Annotated in this window: 11 protein-coding genes and 1 riboswitch; all 11 genes read left to right on the top strand. The window is 41.9% G+C overall.

Annotated elements, in window-relative coordinates:
- The first annotated feature begins 98 nt into the window (after positions 1-98).
- The 11 genes from PGR14_RS02750 (at position 99) to PGR14_RS02700 (ending at position 17,815) form a co-directional block, all read left to right on the top strand.
- Positions 99-782 carry an ABC transporter ATP-binding protein gene (locus PGR14_RS02750; protein ID WP_008372111.1) on the top strand — a complete coding sequence of 228 codons (684 nt, stop codon included), beginning with the start codon at positions 99-101 and terminating at the stop codon, positions 780-782.
- 11 nt (positions 783-793) lie between these two features.
- Positions 794-1,003 (top strand): hypothetical protein, encoded by a 210-nt coding sequence (locus PGR14_RS02745; protein WP_270222928.1) that lies wholly within the window; start codon positions 794-796, stop codon positions 1,001-1,003.
- A 192-nt stretch (positions 1,004-1,195) separates the two neighbouring features.
- Positions 1,196-3,535 carry an ABC transporter permease gene (locus PGR14_RS02740; protein ID WP_270222927.1) on the top strand — a complete coding sequence of 780 codons (2,340 nt, stop codon included), beginning with the start codon at positions 1,196-1,198 and terminating at the stop codon, positions 3,533-3,535.
- Between the two features lie 632 nt (positions 3,536-4,167).
- On the top strand, positions 4,168-5,268 hold the full coding sequence (gene ychF, locus PGR14_RS02735; RefSeq protein ID WP_022220674.1) for a redox-regulated ATPase YchF: 1,101 nt from the start codon (positions 4,168-4,170) through the stop codon (positions 5,266-5,268).
- Positions 5,269-5,532: 264 nt separating this feature from the next.
- Positions 5,533-9,072: a pyruvate:ferredoxin (flavodoxin) oxidoreductase gene (gene nifJ / locus PGR14_RS02730; protein WP_270222926.1), complete on the top strand. Its 3,540-nt coding sequence runs from the start codon at positions 5,533-5,535 to the stop codon at positions 9,070-9,072.
- A 177-nt stretch (positions 9,073-9,249) separates the two neighbouring features.
- Positions 9,250-9,417: riboswitch (Lysine riboswitch) on the top strand.
- A 139-nt stretch (positions 9,418-9,556) separates the two neighbouring features.
- A complete protein-coding gene (locus PGR14_RS02725) occupies positions 9,557-11,155 on the top strand; it encodes a Na+/H+ antiporter NhaC family protein (protein WP_270222956.1) in 1,599 nt (532 codons plus the stop codon).
- Between the two features lie 273 nt (positions 11,156-11,428).
- Positions 11,429-14,353 (top strand): insulinase family protein, encoded by a 2,925-nt coding sequence (locus PGR14_RS02720; protein WP_270222925.1) that lies wholly within the window; start codon positions 11,429-11,431, stop codon positions 14,351-14,353.
- Between the two features lie 11 nt (positions 14,354-14,364).
- Positions 14,365-15,261, top strand: coding sequence for a GTPase Era (era, locus tag PGR14_RS02715; RefSeq protein ID WP_008372068.1), 897 nt, complete (start codon positions 14,365-14,367; stop codon positions 15,259-15,261).
- Between the two features lie 116 nt (positions 15,262-15,377).
- Positions 15,378-15,548: a hypothetical protein gene (locus PGR14_RS02710; RefSeq protein ID WP_022220670.1), complete on the top strand. Its 171-nt coding sequence runs from the start codon at positions 15,378-15,380 to the stop codon at positions 15,546-15,548.
- Positions 15,493-16,245, top strand: a complete 753-nt coding sequence (recO, locus tag PGR14_RS02705; RefSeq protein ID WP_227084684.1) for a DNA repair protein RecO — start codon at positions 15,493-15,495, stop codon at positions 16,243-16,245. The genes PGR14_RS02710 and recO overlap by 56 nt, the downstream gene beginning before the upstream one ends.
- 178 nt (positions 16,246-16,423) lie before the next feature.
- The gene (locus tag PGR14_RS02700; protein ID WP_055157464.1) at positions 16,424-17,815 is read left to right on the top strand and encodes a glycine--tRNA ligase; all 1,392 of its coding nucleotides are present in this window, start codon (positions 16,424-16,426) and stop codon (positions 17,813-17,815) included.
- Positions 17,816-17,896 lie beyond the last annotated feature (81 nt).

The following is a 17,896-nucleotide window of genomic DNA, read 5'->3' as shown; positions in this document are numbered from 1 at the left end:
GTTCATATGCAGCTTGTAAGAAGTTTGTAAGAGGTACCATGTATAATAGATTATGGCTGAGTTAAAGGTAGCATTTACGAAAGGAGTTTACAGAAAAGATGGATATAATCAAAGCCATGAATCTAAAAAAATATTATACATCCGATACATATGAAGTGCGTGCCTTAGATGGTGTGTCATTAACGGTGGAAGAGGGTGAATTTATAGCGGTTGTTGGTACGTCCGGATGTGGAAAGACAACACTTATGAACATGTTAGGAGGTCTTGACATTCCGGATTTTGGAGGTGTCTGGATCAGAAATACAAGTTTAAAAGATCTTAACAAGGAAGAAAGAACAATATTCAGAAGAAGAAATATCGGATTTGTATTCCAACAATACAATTTAATTCCTTCGCTTAGTATACGCGAAAACATAGTTCTTCCGATGCGACTTGACGGTAAGGAAATCGATATAGATTTCTTTAATGAAATTGTAGAAATACTTGGATTAAAAGATAAATTAGAACGTTTTCCATCAACACTGTCCGGTGGACAGCAACAGAGAGTTTCTATAGCACGGGCATTGTTGACGAAACCGGCAATTGTCCTGGCGGATGAACCGACCGGAAATCTGGATTCTGTTACAAGTATGGAAGTCGTAGGATTACTAAAATCCTGTGCTGCAAGATTTCATCAGACGACATTGATCGTGACGCATCAAGAAGAGGTCGCACAGATGGCAGACAGAGTAATACGTATGTCTGATGGGAAAATCTATACAAGAGATTGTAACGATTGTTAGGAGGGATTACTATGCTTCACAAGAACATTCCGAATAACAATAAAGACATAATCCGATTCCTGGCTAAAAATTTTGCAGGCACAAAAAAGGTGAGAAATACGATTCTATTTTGCTCGATTGTAATTGGCATTGTTGCTATTACCATGGTATTCGGAATCTCCTTTGGAAAAATACAGGCAGAAGAAATAAGATTAATCAGAGAAAATGGAACTGCTTCTTAGGGGAGAATAGAAGATGGAACAGAAGAACAATATGCAAAATTAAAACAACTGGATTATATAAAACAAGTTGGAAAAAGTATTTTTGTAGGTGAAGCTACAGAAGTTTCGGAGAACAATGCAAAAACGATATGTGATATAGTCTGGGCTGACTCAGAAAGCTGGAACAATTTTTGGAGACCGGCATATACCAATGTGATTGGAAGCTACCCACAGAAAAAGGATGAAATTCTATTATCTGAGCGGGCATTGAAAAAACTTGGTATCTCTGAACCGGAACAGGGAATGGAAATAAACTTAGATGTATACAAAGGTGTGTTCGAACATTCGAAAGAAAAATTCGAATTGTGTGGCTGGTATACAGACTCTGGAAATGAATTAGCAATCGGATATATTTCACATGACAAAATTAAAGAGTTGAAACTGGAAAAGGGTCCTTATACTTTACTTTTCAGTCAGAGTGATCATTTAAACAGGAGTAAAACAGAGGAAAAATTATATCAGACATTGCCGATGAAGAGTGCAGATCAGAAGATATACGTTTCTGATACAGCACAATATACTGCTGTTTCTAAATTCGCAGGTGGATATGAGATGGTGATATTGGGAACAATAGGAATTTTGTGCGGAATATATTTCCTTGTACGCAATGTCCTTTGGATATCCATGAGCGAAGATGTTCAAAATCTCGGACTGCTCCACACAATCGGAGCCACAGAAAGACAGATTACAAAAATATACCAGAAACAAATGAGGTCACTCATGTTAAAAGGTTCTGTCTTGGGAAGTTTGATCTCTGCACTGATTTTAGTCTTATTAATACCGGAACTATTAGGTTTCCATTTTTATCAGGAAATGGGAGGGAATACAATACTTTCCTTTTTCAGACCGTGGATTCTTTTGCTTTCTGTTGTATTTGTAAATGGAATTTTGTGGATAGCATCGGAAGGCGTTATTAGAAAAATAACGAAGCTGTCTTGTATTGAGAGTGCTGCTTATAACGAAAATACAGTTGCCAGAAAAACAAAACACTCTGGGAAAATAGTGCACAGACGTTCTGAAACAGAAGAAATGTTCTATATTGCATGGGGAAATATAACACGACAGAAAGCACGATTTATCATTACAAGTCTTTCTATATTTTTAGGTGTCCTATCCTTTATTCTAATGAATGTACTTACAAATGGATGTGATTATAAGCATCTTCTTGAGAAACGTCCTGATTTTTTGCTGGCAGGAGAGTTTAGCGAATTTGGGAAAAGCCAGGGGTGTGGGGAAGAATATAAAACAAGAGAAATCGATGTGGATCCTTTGCTGACGCAGGGAGATGGTGTGGAACTGTTGTATGATAACGATTATGATGAATTTTCACCAATTTCTCAAGAGTTGGAGAAAAAATTACACAAGATAGATGGTATCGATTGGGAAAAATCTAATTTGATCGAAGGAGCTTATGTAACTACAGTTATGTCCAGAAAGGGCATCCGTCCTTATGACGAAGGGTTTTCGAATCTTACAGATGACAATATGGTGGAAGGATTCAGTTGGGATACTGTGCAGATTTTAAATGACAATCAAATCTTGTCGCTTGAGAAATACGTTCAGGATAATCAACTCAATATTGATTTGAAATCTTTGGAAGAAGGAAATGGAGTGTTGCTCATACATGATCATATGCTGACCCCGGAACAGCAAAAACTTGCAGATGAAGCAATTGGCGAACCGGTATACTTTAAAACTTTGCTTTCAAGGGAAGATGCGATTCGTAGAAAAGAACAAAGTAATTCTGAGAATAAAGAGAAACAACAGGAAGACGAATTCCCTCAAAAAGAATCGGAAACATTTACTCTATGTGGTTATTTAGACAGGCAAAGTGATGATTTTCCGGAAATACATCAATCCTGGCATGGAGAGGGCAGCTTATATTATTTTATCAGTGAGAAAGGCTTTCAAAAGATACCGACTGAGAAAAAGATATTAACAATGGAATTAACTGCCGACTCGGAAAAAGAACCTTATGTGAAAACACAGATTAGCGAGCTGGTCTCCGAGGAAAATAAAAAACGATCCGAAATGACAGAAGTATCAATGGATGAAGGAACCGGCGAAGCAGGAGTTTTTGTTATCTGTAAATCAGACCTGATGCAGCAAAAAGAAACATATATGAGAGGAAATCGAATTCTCTTAGGTGCTGTAAGTATCATATTATTCATTGCGGGATTGACCAATTATTGTAACGTTGTATTCACTGGGATGTACTCCAGGCGAAAAGAATTAGATATTATGAAAAGTATCGGAATGACGGATAAGCAGATGAAATTAATGCTTTTTGGAGAAGGTAGTTATTATTTTATGTGTGTGGTGGGAATGTTGTTTACAGTAGGAGTGGCAGTTGTGTTTGGAGTAAAAATTTATATGGAAAATAAATTGTCATATTTTACATTTTATTGGCCAATTCATATTACTGTAGGTGTAATATTATCTTTATTGCTTATTAATGTTGCGGTTACACATTTTATATGCAAGAAGAGATAGAAGAGACATGGTGACTATTTAGGATCTATGTTAAGCTTTGAAATGAAATTCTTGTGAACTTTACCCTGTTACAGTTGTTTTTTACGCTATTATCTGAAAGACATATAAATATATAGGCTTGAATGGTGAAAGTTCCCATTTGGGCCTATTATCGCGTGAATTAATATGTTACAACCAGAGCAAGATCCACCCGTGTATTACAGTATTGTCATTTTGACAATTTTGTATTACTTACGAGTAGCAGACTTGATGGGGATTACGTCTCCATACCCACGTGAAAATATAATTGCAGACAATTACATTTTAGCAGATATGCGGGCATATCTGAATAAGCGTCATAGACAACAAAATAAGGAAATTTTGATAAGGCATTCACCCGGAATGGGTGAGTGTTTTGGGTTTTCAGGTATTCAAATAACCAAAAAAATTTTCATCAAGAACGATCTGTCATTGGCGGCAGGCGCAACAAATTTCTTAGAGAAAATTAAGTTTTACAAATAAGGTTGCTTACAAGTGTAAAGAAAACAGAAACTTAAATATTCACAAAGAGAAAAGGCTATGGTATAATACAGAGTACTGAATTTAGATAATTATACTGAAAATCAAAGGATTTATAGGAGGAATATAGAAAAATGAAACTTGGAATCGTAGGATTACCGAATGTAGGAAAAAGTACTTTATTCAATTCACTGACAAAAGCAGGAGCAGAATCAGCCAACTACCCATTCTGTACCATTGATCCAAATGTGGGCGTTGTTACTGTACCGGATGAACGTCTGAATGTGCTTGGTGAGATGTATCACACCAAAAAGATCATCCCGGCAGCGATTGAGTTTGTAGATATTGCAGGTCTTGTAAAAGGTGCATCCAAAGGAGAAGGTCTTGGAAACCAGTTTCTTGCAAATATCCGTGAGGTTGATGCAATTGTTCATGTAGTACGTTGTTTCGAGGACAGCAATATTGTCCATGTAGACGGAAGTATCGATCCGCTGCGTGACATTGAGACGATCAACCTGGAGCTGATCTTTTCAGACCTTGAGATCCTGGAAAGAAGAATTTCCAAAGCAGTCAGAGCAGCAAGAAATGACAAGACGATCGCAAAAGAGCTGGCACTGATGGAAAGAATTAAAGCACATCTGGAAGATGGAAAGATGGCAAAGAGCTTTGATGATATCAATGACGAAGATGAACAGCAGTGGCTGGAAAGCTACAATCTTCTGACCTACAAGCCGGTCATTTTTGCTGCAAATGTGGCAGAAGATGATCTTGCAGATGATGGTGCAAGTAATGCGGGAGTACAGGCAGTCCGTGAGTATGCAAAAAGAGAGGACTGCGAAGTATTCGTTGTCTGTGCGGAAATTGAGCAGGAGATCGCGGAACTTGATGATGATGAAAAGAGCATGTTCCTGGAAGAACTGGGACTTAAGGAATCTGGCCTTGAAAAGCTGATCAAGGCAAGCTACAGCCTTCTCGGACTGATCAGTTACCTGACAGCAGGAGAACCGGAAGTCCGTGCATGGACGATCAAAAAAGGAACGAAAGCACCACAGGCAGCAGGAAAGATCCATTCTGATTTTGAAAGAGGATTCATCCGCGCTGAAATCGTATCCTATGATGACTTGATGGCATGTGGCACTTATAACGCTGCAAAAGAAAAAGGTCTGGTAAGACTGGAAGGTAAGGATTATGTTGTACAGGACGGAGATATTATCCTGTTCAGATTCAACGTATAATAGTCGTTAATAAAGTAATTGATAATGTATGGTGAGAGGCGGACAGATGTCCGTCTCTTTTATAATATAAGATAGTTAAAACTTACTACGGTTTGCACAAAACAACCCTGTGAAATACAGGGTTTGTACGTCAAAAGGAACAATCAGAACAGTAAAATGACTGGACTTTTCATATATGAACAGCTATAATAATATCGAACGAAAGTGTAAAAAAATTTTAACACAAGTAAAAGTTTTGACACAATCTAAGGAGGAACAAAGAAAATGGCAAGATCAATGAAGACCATGGATGGTAACCATGCAGCTGCTCATGCTTCTTATGCTTATACAGAAGTTGCTGCTATTTACCCGATCACACCTTCATCTGTAATGGCTGAAGCCACAGACGAATGGGCAACACAAGGAAGAAAGAATATTTTTGGTCAGACTGTTCAGGTAACAGAAATGCAGTCTGAAGCAGGTGCAGCAGGTACTGTACACGGCTCACTGTCAGCAGGTGCGCTTACTACTACTTACACAGCTTCCCAGGGCTTACTTCTTATGATTCCTAACTTATATAAAATTGCTGGTGAACAGCTTCCGGGTGTATTCAACGTATCTGCCCGTGCAGTAGCTTCACACGCTCTTAATATTTTTGGTGATCATTCAGATGTTTACGCCTGTCGTCAGACTGGATGCGCAATGCTCTGTGAATCCAGCGTACAGGAAGTTATGGACCTGACACCGGTTGCACATTGTTCAGCACTGAAAGGTAAAATTCCTTTCATTAACTTCTTCGATGGTTTCCGTACATCACACGAAATCCAGAAGATCGAAACATGGGATTACGAAGATCTGGAAGATCTCGTAGATAAGGATGCAATCAAGGAATTCCGTGCACATGCACTGAACCCGAACCATCCATGTGAAAGAGGATCAGCTCAGAACCCGGATACATTCTTCCAGGCTCGTGAAGCATGTAACCCATACTACGATGCTATGCCGGCAATCGTACAGGAATACATGGACAAAGTTAACGCTAAGATCGGAACAAACTACAAACTGTTCAACTACCATGGTGCAGAAGACGCTGAAAGCGTAATCATCGCTATGGGATCTGTTTGTGACACAATCGATGAAACAATCGATTACTTACTTGCTCAGGGCAAGAAGGTTGGTGTTGTTAAAGTTCGTCTTTACAGACCATTCTGCGCACAGGCACTTGTAGATGCAATTCCAGATTCTGTTAAGTACATCAATGTTCTTGACAGAACAAAAGAACCAGGATCTCTTGGAGAACCTCTGTACCTTGATGTTGTTGCAGCTCTTAAAGGAACTAAATTCGACGCTGTTAAGATCAACTCAGGACGTTACGGACTTGGTTCTAAAGATACAACACCGGCTCAGGTTGTTGCTGTATTCGAGAACGAAGCAAAAGCTAAATTCACAATCGGTATTGTTGATGATGTAACAGGACTTTCTCTTGAAGTAGGTGCTCCACTGGTTACAACACCAGAAGGAACAATCAACTGTAAGTTCTGGGGACTTGGAGCTGACGGAACAGTCGGAGCTAACAAGAACTCTATCAAGATCATCGGTGATAACACAGATATGTATGCACAGGCTTACTTTGATTATGATTCAAAGAAATCCGGTGGTGTTACAATGTCTCACCTCCGTTTCGGTAAGAAACCGATCAAATCTACTTACCTGATTCATAAAGCAAACTTTGTTGCATGCCACAACCCGTCATACATCAACAAATACAACATGGTTCAGGAACTTGTAGATGGTGGTACATTCCTTCTTAACTGCCCATGGACAGCAGAAGAACTTGACAAACATCTTCCGGGACAGGTTAAAGCATTCATCGCCAACCATGACATCAAATTCTATACAATCGATGGTATCAAGATCGGTAAAGAAATCGGACTTGGCGGACGTATCAATACAGTTCTTCAGTCTGCATTCTTCAAACTGGCTAACATCATTCCGGAAGAAGAAGCTATCGACCTTATGAAGAAAGCTGCAAAGGCTACATACGGTAAGAAAGGTGATAAGATCGTACAGATGAACTACGATGCTATCGATGCCGGAGCTAAGCAGGTTAACGCAATCGAAGTACCGGAAAGCTGGAAGAACTGCGAAGACGAAGGTCTGTTCACACCAGAAGTTAAGGGTGGAAGAGAAGATGCAGTAGCATTCGTTAAGAACATTCAGTCTAAGGTTAATGCTCAGGAAGGTAACACACTGCCTGTATCTGCATTCAAAGATTATGTAGATGGATCTACACCGTCAGGAACAGCTGCTTACGAAAAACGTGGTATCGCAGTAGATATCCCGATCTGGCAGTCAGAAACATGTATCCAGTGTAACCGTTGTGCATATGTATGTCCGCACGCTGCAATCCGTCCGGTAGCTCTTACAGAAGAAGAACTTGCAAAAGCACCAGAAGGACTGAAAGCAATCGACATGATCGGTATGCCGGGAATGAAGTTCACAATGACTGTATCAGCTTATGACTGTACAGGATGTGGCTCTTGTGCAAATGTCTGCCCAGGTAAGAAGGGTGAAAAAGCTCTTGTTATGGGTAACATGGAAGAGAACGCTGGAGAACAGGTATACTTTGACTTTGGTACAGAAATCGAAGTAAAACCGGAAGTTGTTGCTAAATTTAAAGAAAATACAGTAAAAGGATCTCAGTTCAAACAGCCACTGCTTGAGTTCTCAGGAGCTTGTGCCGGATGTGGAGAGACTCCATACGCTAAACTTGTCACACAGTTATTCGGTGACAGAATGTACATCGCTAATGCAACAGGATGTTCATCTATCTGGGGTAACTCATCTCCGTCTACACCTTACACAGTAAACGCTAAGGGACAGGGACCGGCTTGGTCTAACTCACTGTTCGAAGATGCTGCTGAGTTTGGTTACGGTATGTTACTTGCTCAGAAAGCAATCAGAGAAGGTCTGAAAGCGAAAGTTGAAGAAGTTGCTGCATCAGATAAAGCCAGCGAAGAAGCAAAAGCTGCTTGCAACGAATGGCTTGAAACATACGGATGTGGAGCTACTAACGGAACAGCTACAGACAAACTTGTTGCTGCATTAGAAGGATGCGACTGCCCGACATGCAAAGATATCGTTGAAAAGAAAGACTTCCTCGCTAAGAAATCTCAGTGGATCTTCGGTGGTGACGGATGGGCTTACGATATCGGATTCGGTGGTGTTGACCACGTACTTGCAAGTGGAAAAGACATCAACGTAATGGTATTCGATACAGAAGTTTACTCTAATACAGGTGGACAGTCTTCTAAGTCTACTAAGACTGGTGCTATTGCTCAGTTCGCAGCAGGCGGAAAAGAAACTAAGAAGAAAGACCTTGCTTCTATCGCAATGAGCTATGGTTACGTATACGTTGCACAGATCGCTATGGGTGCTGACTTCAACCAGACTGTAAAAGCTATCGCAGAAGCTGAAGCATATCCGGGACCATCCCTGATCATCGCTTACGCTCCATGTATCAACCATGGTATCAAGAAAGGCATGAGCAAAGCTCAGACAGAAGAACAGCTTGCAGTTGAATGTGGATACTGGAACAACTTCCGTTTCAATCCGGCAGCTGAAGGATCTAAGTTCACTCTTGACAGCAAAGCACCAGACCTTGCTGGATACGAAGACTTCCTTAACGGAGAAGTTCGTTACAACGCTCTTGCTAGATTCAATCCTGAAAAGGCTAAAGTTCTGTTTGCTAAGAACGAAGAAGAAGCAAAAGCTAGATATGCATATCTGCAGAAACTCGTTACACTGTACGGTTCTGAAGAATAAGATTGACTTGAATAGGGGTCAGGGACGAAAGTCTCTGACTCCTTTTGTCGTTGCACATTCAAAAGTCTGGGAGTGGTATGTGGTGGAAAGGGACTGGAAATTTATGTATAAATAGCAATTATCTCTTGCAAAAATGAAAATTTTATAGTATGGTTGATAAAGAAAATGATGAATATTCAGCTTGATAGAGGCGCGGGATTTATCAGTACCTTCTGAAAGATGCGGCAGGGAAGCCGACAGAAGAGAAAGGAAATACCGCCGAAGGAGCCGGAACCCCAACCCCGGTTTCTGGGACGATGCAGAAGATGCAGCGTACTGTCACACATGTGGAGCGCTATCGGAAGAACATTTAAGGAAGACTATACATGCCATGAATGCGTTTTGACGGTGCAAGCGTTATTCATGGCATTTTTATGTTTTAAAATAGGAGGTTTTTTAATTGAGAGAAAAAATGAAAAAGTTAAGCAGTCTGCTCGCAGCTATAATGATCTGCGTAATGGCAAGTCCCCTTGTCGCTTTTGCAGCAGACGCGGAAGAGTATGTACCGAAGATGTATGCCAGCATCTGGTCACTGGTTCCACCGGTGGTTGCGATCGCACTGGCACTGATCACAAAAGAAGTGTACAGCTCGTTATTTGTAGGGATTTTAGTGGGTGGAATGTTTTATTCCGGATTTTCCTTTGAAGGAACCATCACCCATATTTTTCAGGAAGGGATCGTAGGTGTTCTTTCTGACAGCTATAATGTGGGAATCCTGATTTTTCTGGTTATCTTAGGAACCATGGTCTGCCTGATGAATAAGGCAGGAGGATCTACCGCATTCGGTGAATGGGCAAGTTCCCATATCAAGAGTCGTGTCGGTGCACAGCTTGCAACAATCGTTCTCGGTGTGCTGATCTTTATCGATGACTATTTTAACTGTCTGACAGTCGGAAGCGTGATGCGTCCGGTAACGGATGCGCAGAATGTTTCCAGAGCAAAGCTTGCGTATCTGATCGATGCGACAGCAGCTCCAGTATGTATCATTGCACCGATTTCATCTTGGGCAGCAGCCGTTACCGGTTTTGTAGAAGGTGAAGATGGATTTTCGATATTTATCCGTGCAATTCCATATAACTTCTATGCAATCCTTACCATCGTGATGATGATTGCAATGGTTATGATGAAGGTTGAGTATGGTCCGATGAAGCTTCATGAAGATAATGCGAAAAAAGGTGATATTTACACCACACCGGACAGACCGTATGCAAATGCGGAGGAAGAGACAGTGGATAACTGTAAAGGAAAAGTAATGGATCTTTTGATCCCGATCATTTCACTGATCATCTGCTGTGTGATCGGAATGATCTACACCGGTGGGTTCTTTGACGGAGTCGGTTTTGTAGAAGCATTTTCAGGAAGTGATGCTTCCCAGGGACTGGTGTACGGAAGTTTCTTTGCTTTTGTGATCACAATCGTGCTGTATCTGGTAAGACGTGTGCTGAAATTCGATGAATGTATGGCATGTCTCCCGGATGGATTTAAGGCGATGGTTCCGGCAATCCTGATTCTTGTTTTTGCATGGACACTGAAATCTATGACAGACAGTCTTGGAGCGGCGGAATATGTAGCAGGTATTGTAGCCGGAAGTGCGGAAGGTATGGTAAATCTTCTTCCGGCAATCATCTTCCTTGTGGGATGCTTCCTTGCATTTGCAACCGGTACAAGCTGGGGAACATTCGGAATCCTGATCCCGATCGTGGTACATGCATTTGAAGGAAAGAATGAGACGATGATGATCATTGCCATCTCCGCATGTATGGCTGGAGCAGTTTGTGGTGACCACTGTTCACCTATTTCGGATACAACGATCATGGCATCTGCCGGTGCACAGTGCAATCACATTAATCATGTCAATACACAGCTCCCATATGCGGCAGGCTGCGCAGTGATCTCTTTTATCAATTATATTATTGCCGGATTTGTACAGAGTGCATGGATCGCGCTTCCGGCAGGAATCATCATGATGCTTGTATTTGTGACATTCATGAAATTTTTACAGAAAAAGCAGACAGCTGTTTTTTCACAGAAGAAAGAAGCATAACAGAGAAAATGAGGAATGGCTTTCGTAGCTGTTCCTTATTTTATTTACGCGAGCAACGAGTCAAAGTCCGTGCTTGCACGAGACCTTGCGACTGCCGCGATAACTTGAGAAACTCGCGGAGCGTGTTTCTCATAGTTGGTGGAAAAGTCATAAAAAACTGGGGAGGTACAGAGGATTATGAAAAACAATTCCCACCAAGACCTTGTATCAAATCAAAGAAATGTGTACAATGTTATTTATGAGACTAACTACAGAACTTGGAGGAAATCATATATGGATTTAACAAAGCTTACAGCATATGAGATCATTGAGCACAGACCTCTTCCGGATCTGAAATCGGAAGGAGCGCTTTTAAGACATAAAAAGAGCGGTGCGAGGGTGCTTCTGATCTCCAATGATGATGAAAATAAAGTATTTAATATCGGATTCCGCACACCGACAACGAACAGTACCGGAGTGCCACATATCATGGAACATACTGTTCTGTGTGGCTCGGAAAAGTTTCCGACCAAGGATCCGTTTGTGGAACTGGTAAAAGGATCTTTGAACACCTTTTTGAATGCGATGACTTATCCGGACAAGACGGTATATCCGGTTGCAAGCTGTAATGAAAAGGATTTTCAGAATCTGATGGACGTGTATATGGACGCAGTTCTGCATCCGAATATTTATAAACACGAAGAGATCTTCCGGCAGGAGGGCTGGAATTATCACCTGGAGGAAGCAGATGGGGAGCTTTCTTATAACGGAGTTGTTTATAATGAGATGAAGGGAGCTTTTTCTTCACCGGATGGTGTTCTGGACCGTATGATCCTGAATTCTCTTTTCCCGGATACGACCTATGCAAATGAGTCCGGCGGAGATCCGGATGTGATCCCGGAACTGACTTATGAAGAATATCTGAATTTCCACAGAACCTATTATCATCCGTCCAACAGCTATATTTACCTCTATGGAAATATGGATATGGAAGAGAAATTAAATTGGCTGGATCAGGAATATCTGTCTGCTTACGATAGAAAAGAAGTAGATTCTGAGATCCATCTGCAGAAGCCGTTTGAGCAAATGCATGATATCACAAAGCCGTATTCGATCGCAAGTAATGAATCGACAGAAGATAACACCTATCTTTCCTACAATAAGGTCATTGGGACTTCTCTGGATGAAAAGCTGTATCTGGCATTCCAGATCCTGGATTATGCACTGCTTTCTGCACCGGGAGCACCAATTACAAAAGCACTTCTGGAAGCAGGAATCGGAAAAGATATCAGCGGGGCGTATGACAGCAGCACCTATCAGCCGATCTTCTCCATTGTGGCAAAGAATGCCAATGAAGAGCAGAAAGCAGAATTTGTAAAAGTGATCGAAGATACATTGAAGGCTATCGTAGAAAACGGAATGGACAAAAAGGCACTGGAAGCGGGAATCAATTACCATGAATTCCGTTACCGTGAAGCAGACTTCGGAGGCTATCCAAAGGGACTGATGTACGGTCTGCAGATATTTGACAGCTGGCTTTATGATGAGACAAAGCCGTTTATCCATGTGGAGGCACTGGACACCTTTGCGTTCTTAAAAGAACAGATCAATACTGGGTATTTTGAAAAGCTGATTCAGACATATCTTTTGGATAACCAGCATGGAGCACTGGTCACGATCGTGCCGGAACCGGGACGTACAGCCAGACTGGATGCGGAATTAAAAGAAAAACTGCAGGTATATAAAGAAAGCCTTAGCAGGGGAGAAATCGAAAAGCTGGTTGCAGATACGAAGCATTTACAGGAGTATCAGGAAGAACCGTCAAGTCAGGAGGATTTGGAGAAGATCCCGATGCTGACAAGAGCGGATATTTCCCGCGAGATCGCACCGATTTATAATGAAGAGATGAAGATTGCAGATATCCCGACGGTATTCCATGAGATTGAGACGAACGGGATCGGTTATCTGGATCTGATGTTTGACCTTTCGGATGTGCCGGAAAAGGATCTCCCGATGGTGGGGCTTCTGCAGGCAGTTCTCGGAATCATTGACACTGAGCATTATGAATATGGAGAACTTTTTAATGAAATCAACAGACACACCGGAGGAATCGGAACTTCACTGGAGCTTTACCCGGATGTGACGAAAGTAAAAGAAAAAGAATTCAAGGCAACTTTTGAAATCAAAGGGAAAGCACTTTATGGACAGATTCCATTTGCCATCCGTATGATGAAAGAGATTCTGACAGCATCGAAACTGGATGATGAAAAACGTCTGAAAGAGATTCTTTCTATGACAAAGACCAGATTACAGGATCGTTTCCTGTCTGCAGGACATTCTGCAGCAGCACTCCGGGCAATGTCTTATAAGTCACCGATTTCAAAATTCAAAGATGCGACGAATGGAATAGAATATTACCAGAACATCCGTGAGATGGAAGAACATTTTGATGAGAAGAAAGAAGAAATCATCAGCGGATTGAAGGCTTTGTCGGAATTGCTTTTCAGAAAAGGCAATGTGATGATCAGTTACACAGCCTCAAGAGAGGGACTTGCCGTTTTGGAAGAGGAGATCGGAAGCTTAAAAGAAGCTCTTTATCCGGAGAGAACGCCAGAGAGCCGATGCATCCTGCACTGTGAAAAGAAGAATGAAGGATTTAAAACTTCTTCTAAAGTACAGTTTGCGGCAAAGGCAGGCAACTTTATCGACGCAGGGGAGGAATATAACGGGGCACTGCAGATCCTGAAAGTGATCATGAGTTATGAATACCTCTGGATCAATATCCGCGTAAAAGGTGGTGCGTATGGCTGCATGAGTAACTTCAACCGCATTGGTGAGGGCTATTTTGTATCTTACCGTGACCCGAATCTTGGAAGAACCCTGGAAATCTACGACGGAGTTCCGGAATATCTGGAGAACTTCACGGTCAGCGAACGCGATATGACAAAATATATTATCGGAACGATCAGCAACATTGATCAGCCGATGACTCCGGCAACCAAGGGAGACCGTTCCATGAACCTTTATATGAATCATGTCAGTGCAGAGATGATCAGAAAAGAAAGAGAACAGATCCTTACAGCAAACCAGGAGGATATCCGCGCACTTGCAGGTGTGGCACGTGCGGTGCTTGCAAATAGTCAGATCTGTGTGATCGGAAATGAAGCAAAGATAGAAGAAGAAAAAGAATTATTTATGACAGTTGAGAATTTATTTTAGAAGGAGAATGCATGAGAGCAGATTTTAAATCAGGATTTGTAACGTTGATCGGCAGGCCTAATGTGGGGAAATCCACCCTTATGAACTATCTGATCGGTCAGAAGATAGCTATTACATCGAATAAACCACAGACTACCAGAAACCGGATCCAAACGGTACTTACGACCGATGAAGGACAGATTGTATTTGTCGATACACCGGGAATCCATAAGGCGAAGAACAAGCTTGGGACTTACATGGTAAATGTGGCAGAGCGCACCTTAAATGAAGTTGATGTGGTACTGTGGCTGGTTGAGCCAAGTACCTTTATCGGAGCCGGAGAGCAGCACATTGTGCAGCAGCTTGGAAAGGTGACAACACCTGTCGTGCTGGTCATTAACAAGGCAGATACCGTGAAGAAGGAAGACATTCTTCCGTGTATCGCAAAATACAATGAAGTATACCAGTTTGCAGATATCGTTCCGGTATCTGCGAGAACCGGTGAAAATACAGACGAGCTTTTAAAGGTCATCATGAAATATCTTCCGTATGGACCGCAGTTTTATGATGAAGATACCATTACCGACCAGCCGGAAAGGCAGATCGTGGCAGAGCTGATCCGTGAGAAAGCACTGCACTGCCTGAATGAGGAGATTCCACATGGAATTGCGGTATCAATCGAGAAGATGAAAGCACGCAAAAAAGTGATGGATATTGAGGCAACGATCATCTGTGAACGTGATTCACATAAAGGAATCATCATTGGCAAGCAGGGATCCATGCTGAAAAAGATCGGCAGTACGGCGCGATATGAGATCGAGCAGATGCTCGAATGTAAGGTAAATCTCCAGCTTTGGGTAAAAGTAAAGAAAGACTGGAGAGACAGTGATTTCCTAATCAAAAACTTTGGATACCGAGAAGACGAGTAAAAAATGTCAAGGTGTTTCTCTGAAAAACAGTTGGCAGATATTACGCAGTATAGCATCTGAAAATATGGGAGAACCTAATCTTAAAAGGCATAAGAAAAAGATGAGGTGACCGAAGGATGAATCAGGAATACTGGGATCAGTTTGCAAGAACAGGACGGGTGGAGGATTATCTCTCCTACCGGGAAAAGGAAGTCTGCAAAGCGAAAACGGAGAAATACGGGGACAAATGCAGTGAATCAGTTAACAACAATGACAGGGATGATTCTGTCGGTAGCACCGATTGGTGAATATGATAAAAGAGTCGTGATCCTGACAAAAGAAAAAGGAAAAATATCAGCGTTTGCAAAAGGGGCGAGACGACCGAACAGTCCGCTTGCAGGGGCTTGTACACCTTGTAATTTCGGAAAATTCATGCTGTATGAAGGAAGAAATTCCAATACTCTCCAGTCGGCAGAGATCGAAAATTATTTTGCAGAGCTCCGCACGGATGTGGAAGCGGCATACTATGCATTTTATTTTCTCGAATTTGCAGATTTTTATACAAGGGAAGCCAATGACGAGCGGGAAATGCTGAAGCTTCTTTATCAGACGATGCGCGTGCTGACGAAAAAGATCATTCCATTTGAGCTGGTACGCTACATATTTGAACTGAAGGCACTCAGTGTCAGTGGGGAAGGACCGCAGGTATTTCAGTGTGTCAGATGCGGGAACAGGGAACGTCCCTGTGTGTTCAGTGTAAAGGAAGGTGGTTTGGTCTGCAGTGAATGCGGTCAGAATGTCTATGACGGAATGCGGCTGAATACGTCTACCCTTTATGCCATGCAGTTCATTGTCGGGACACCGGTGGAAAAGCTCTATACCTTTACCTTAAGCGATGAAGTTTTAAAGGAACTGGGAAAGCTAATGGGGCGTTATCTGGATGTATACGTGGCTCACAGATTCAAGTCGCTTGAGATTCTGGAGCAGCTCACAGGGCTGAAATAACCGGAAAATTGTATATTAGATTAGAAAATAAAGACAAATTTGGCGAAAATTAGCAGGATAAGCTTGCAAAACCTATATGCAATAGGTATAATAGGTGAATCAGAGAGGAATAAATGTTATCGCGATAAGTGGCGTTGTTCTTCTAACGAAAAATAAAAAGAATGCGAGGATTAGTGTTATGGTAGAAAAGACAATGGACAAAATTGTAGCTTTGGCAAAATCAAGAGGCTTTGTATATCCGGGGTCTGAAATCTACGGTGGGCTTGCAAATACATGGGATTATGGTAACCTGGGTGTTGAACTTAAGAACAACGTAAAGAGAGCATGGTGGAAGAAATTTATTCAGGAGAATCCGTACAACGTAGGTGTTGACTGTGCGATCCTGATGAATCCGCAGACATGGATCGCTTCCGGACATCTGGGAGGATTCAGTGATCCGCTGATGGACTGTAAGGAATGTCACGAACGTTTCCGTGCAGATAAGATCATTGAAGATTATGCACATGAGCATGGAATCGATATTCCGGACAGCATTGACGGATGGTCACATGAAGAGATGGAAGGATTTGTAAAAGAACACGAAGTTCCGTGTCCGACTTGTGGAAAGCACAATTTCACAGAGATCCGTGAATTTAACCTGATGTTCAAGACTTTCCAGGGTGTAACAGAAGATGCAAAGAACGTTGTTTACCTTCGTCCTGAGACTGCGCAGGGAATCTTCGTAAACTTTAAGAACGTACAGAGAACTTCAAGAAAGAAGCTTCCATTTGGTATTGGTCAGATCGGTAAATCATTCCGTAACGAGATTACACCAGGTAACTTTACATTCCGTACCCGTGAGTTTGAACAGATGGAACTTGAATTCTTCTGCAAACCGGATACAGACCTTGAATGGTTTGCTTACTGGAAGAAATTCTGTCTTGACTGGCTGTTCTCTCTTGGACTTAAGGATGAGGAAGTCCGTTACAGAGATCATGACAAAGAAGAGCTTTCTTTCTACAGCAAGGCTACAACAGACGTAGAATTCCTCTTCCCATTTGGATGGGGCGAGCTGTGGGGAATCGCAGACAGAACAGATTATGACCTGACACAGCATCAGAATGTATCAGGACAGGATCTGACTTACTTTGATGATGAAACCAATGAAAAATACATTCCATACGTTATCGAGCCATCACTTGGTGCTGACCGTGTGGTACTTGCGTTCCTTTGCGCAGCATATGATGAGGAAGAACTGGAAGACGGTTCTACACGTACTGTGATGCATTTCCATCCGGAACTTGCACCGGTTAAGATCGGTGTGCTTCCGCTCTCCAAGAAGCTGAACGAGGGCGCTGAGAAGGTTTATGCTATGCTTAGCAAATACTACAACTGCGAATTTGATGATAGAGGAAATATCGGTAAGAGATATCGTCGTCAGGATGAGATCGGAACACCGTTCTGCGTAACTTATGACTTCGATTCAGAAGAAGACGGAGCAGTTACTGTTCGTGACCGTGATACAATGCAGCAGGAAAGAATTAAAATTGAAGATCTCAAAGCGTACTTTGAGAAGAAATTTGAGTGGTAGAGATTTGAAAAGATCCGGATTTCCCAGGTTTGGGAAGTCCGGATCTTTTTGTGCAAAAAAAGTTTGTTTGGGAGGTTGTGA

Source organism: Coprococcus sp. AF99-45 (genome assembly GCF_027663865.1).
GTDB classification, from domain to species: domain Bacteria; phylum Bacillota; class Clostridia; order Lachnospirales; family Lachnospiraceae; genus Allocoprococcus; species Allocoprococcus comes.
The sequence above is the reverse complement of the archived record's forward strand: the minus strand, read 5'-3'. Positions and strand labels throughout refer to the sequence as shown.

Coding starts and splice junctions, on each gene's coding strand:
- nifJ (WP_270222926.1), top strand. CDS start 5,533: ATGGCAAGATCAATGAAGACCATGGATGGTAACCATGCAGCTGCTCAT.
- PGR14_RS02750 (WP_008372111.1), top strand. CDS start 99: ATGGATATAATCAAAGCCATGAATCTAAAAAAATATTATACATCCGAT.
- PGR14_RS02720 (WP_270222925.1), top strand. CDS start 11,429: ATGGATTTAACAAAGCTTACAGCATATGAGATCATTGAGCACAGACCT.
- era (WP_008372068.1), top strand. CDS start 14,365: ATGAGAGCAGATTTTAAATCAGGATTTGTAACGTTGATCGGCAGGCCT.
- PGR14_RS02700 (WP_055157464.1), top strand. CDS start 16,424: ATGGTAGAAAAGACAATGGACAAAATTGTAGCTTTGGCAAAATCAAGA.
- ychF (WP_022220674.1), top strand. CDS start 4,168: ATGAAACTTGGAATCGTAGGATTACCGAATGTAGGAAAAAGTACTTTA.
- PGR14_RS02745 (WP_270222928.1), top strand. CDS start 794: ATGCTTCACAAGAACATTCCGAATAACAATAAAGACATAATCCGATTC.
- PGR14_RS02710 (WP_022220670.1), top strand. CDS start 15,378: ATGAATCAGGAATACTGGGATCAGTTTGCAAGAACAGGACGGGTGGAG.
- PGR14_RS02725 (WP_270222956.1), top strand. CDS start 9,557: ATGATCTGCGTAATGGCAAGTCCCCTTGTCGCTTTTGCAGCAGACGCG.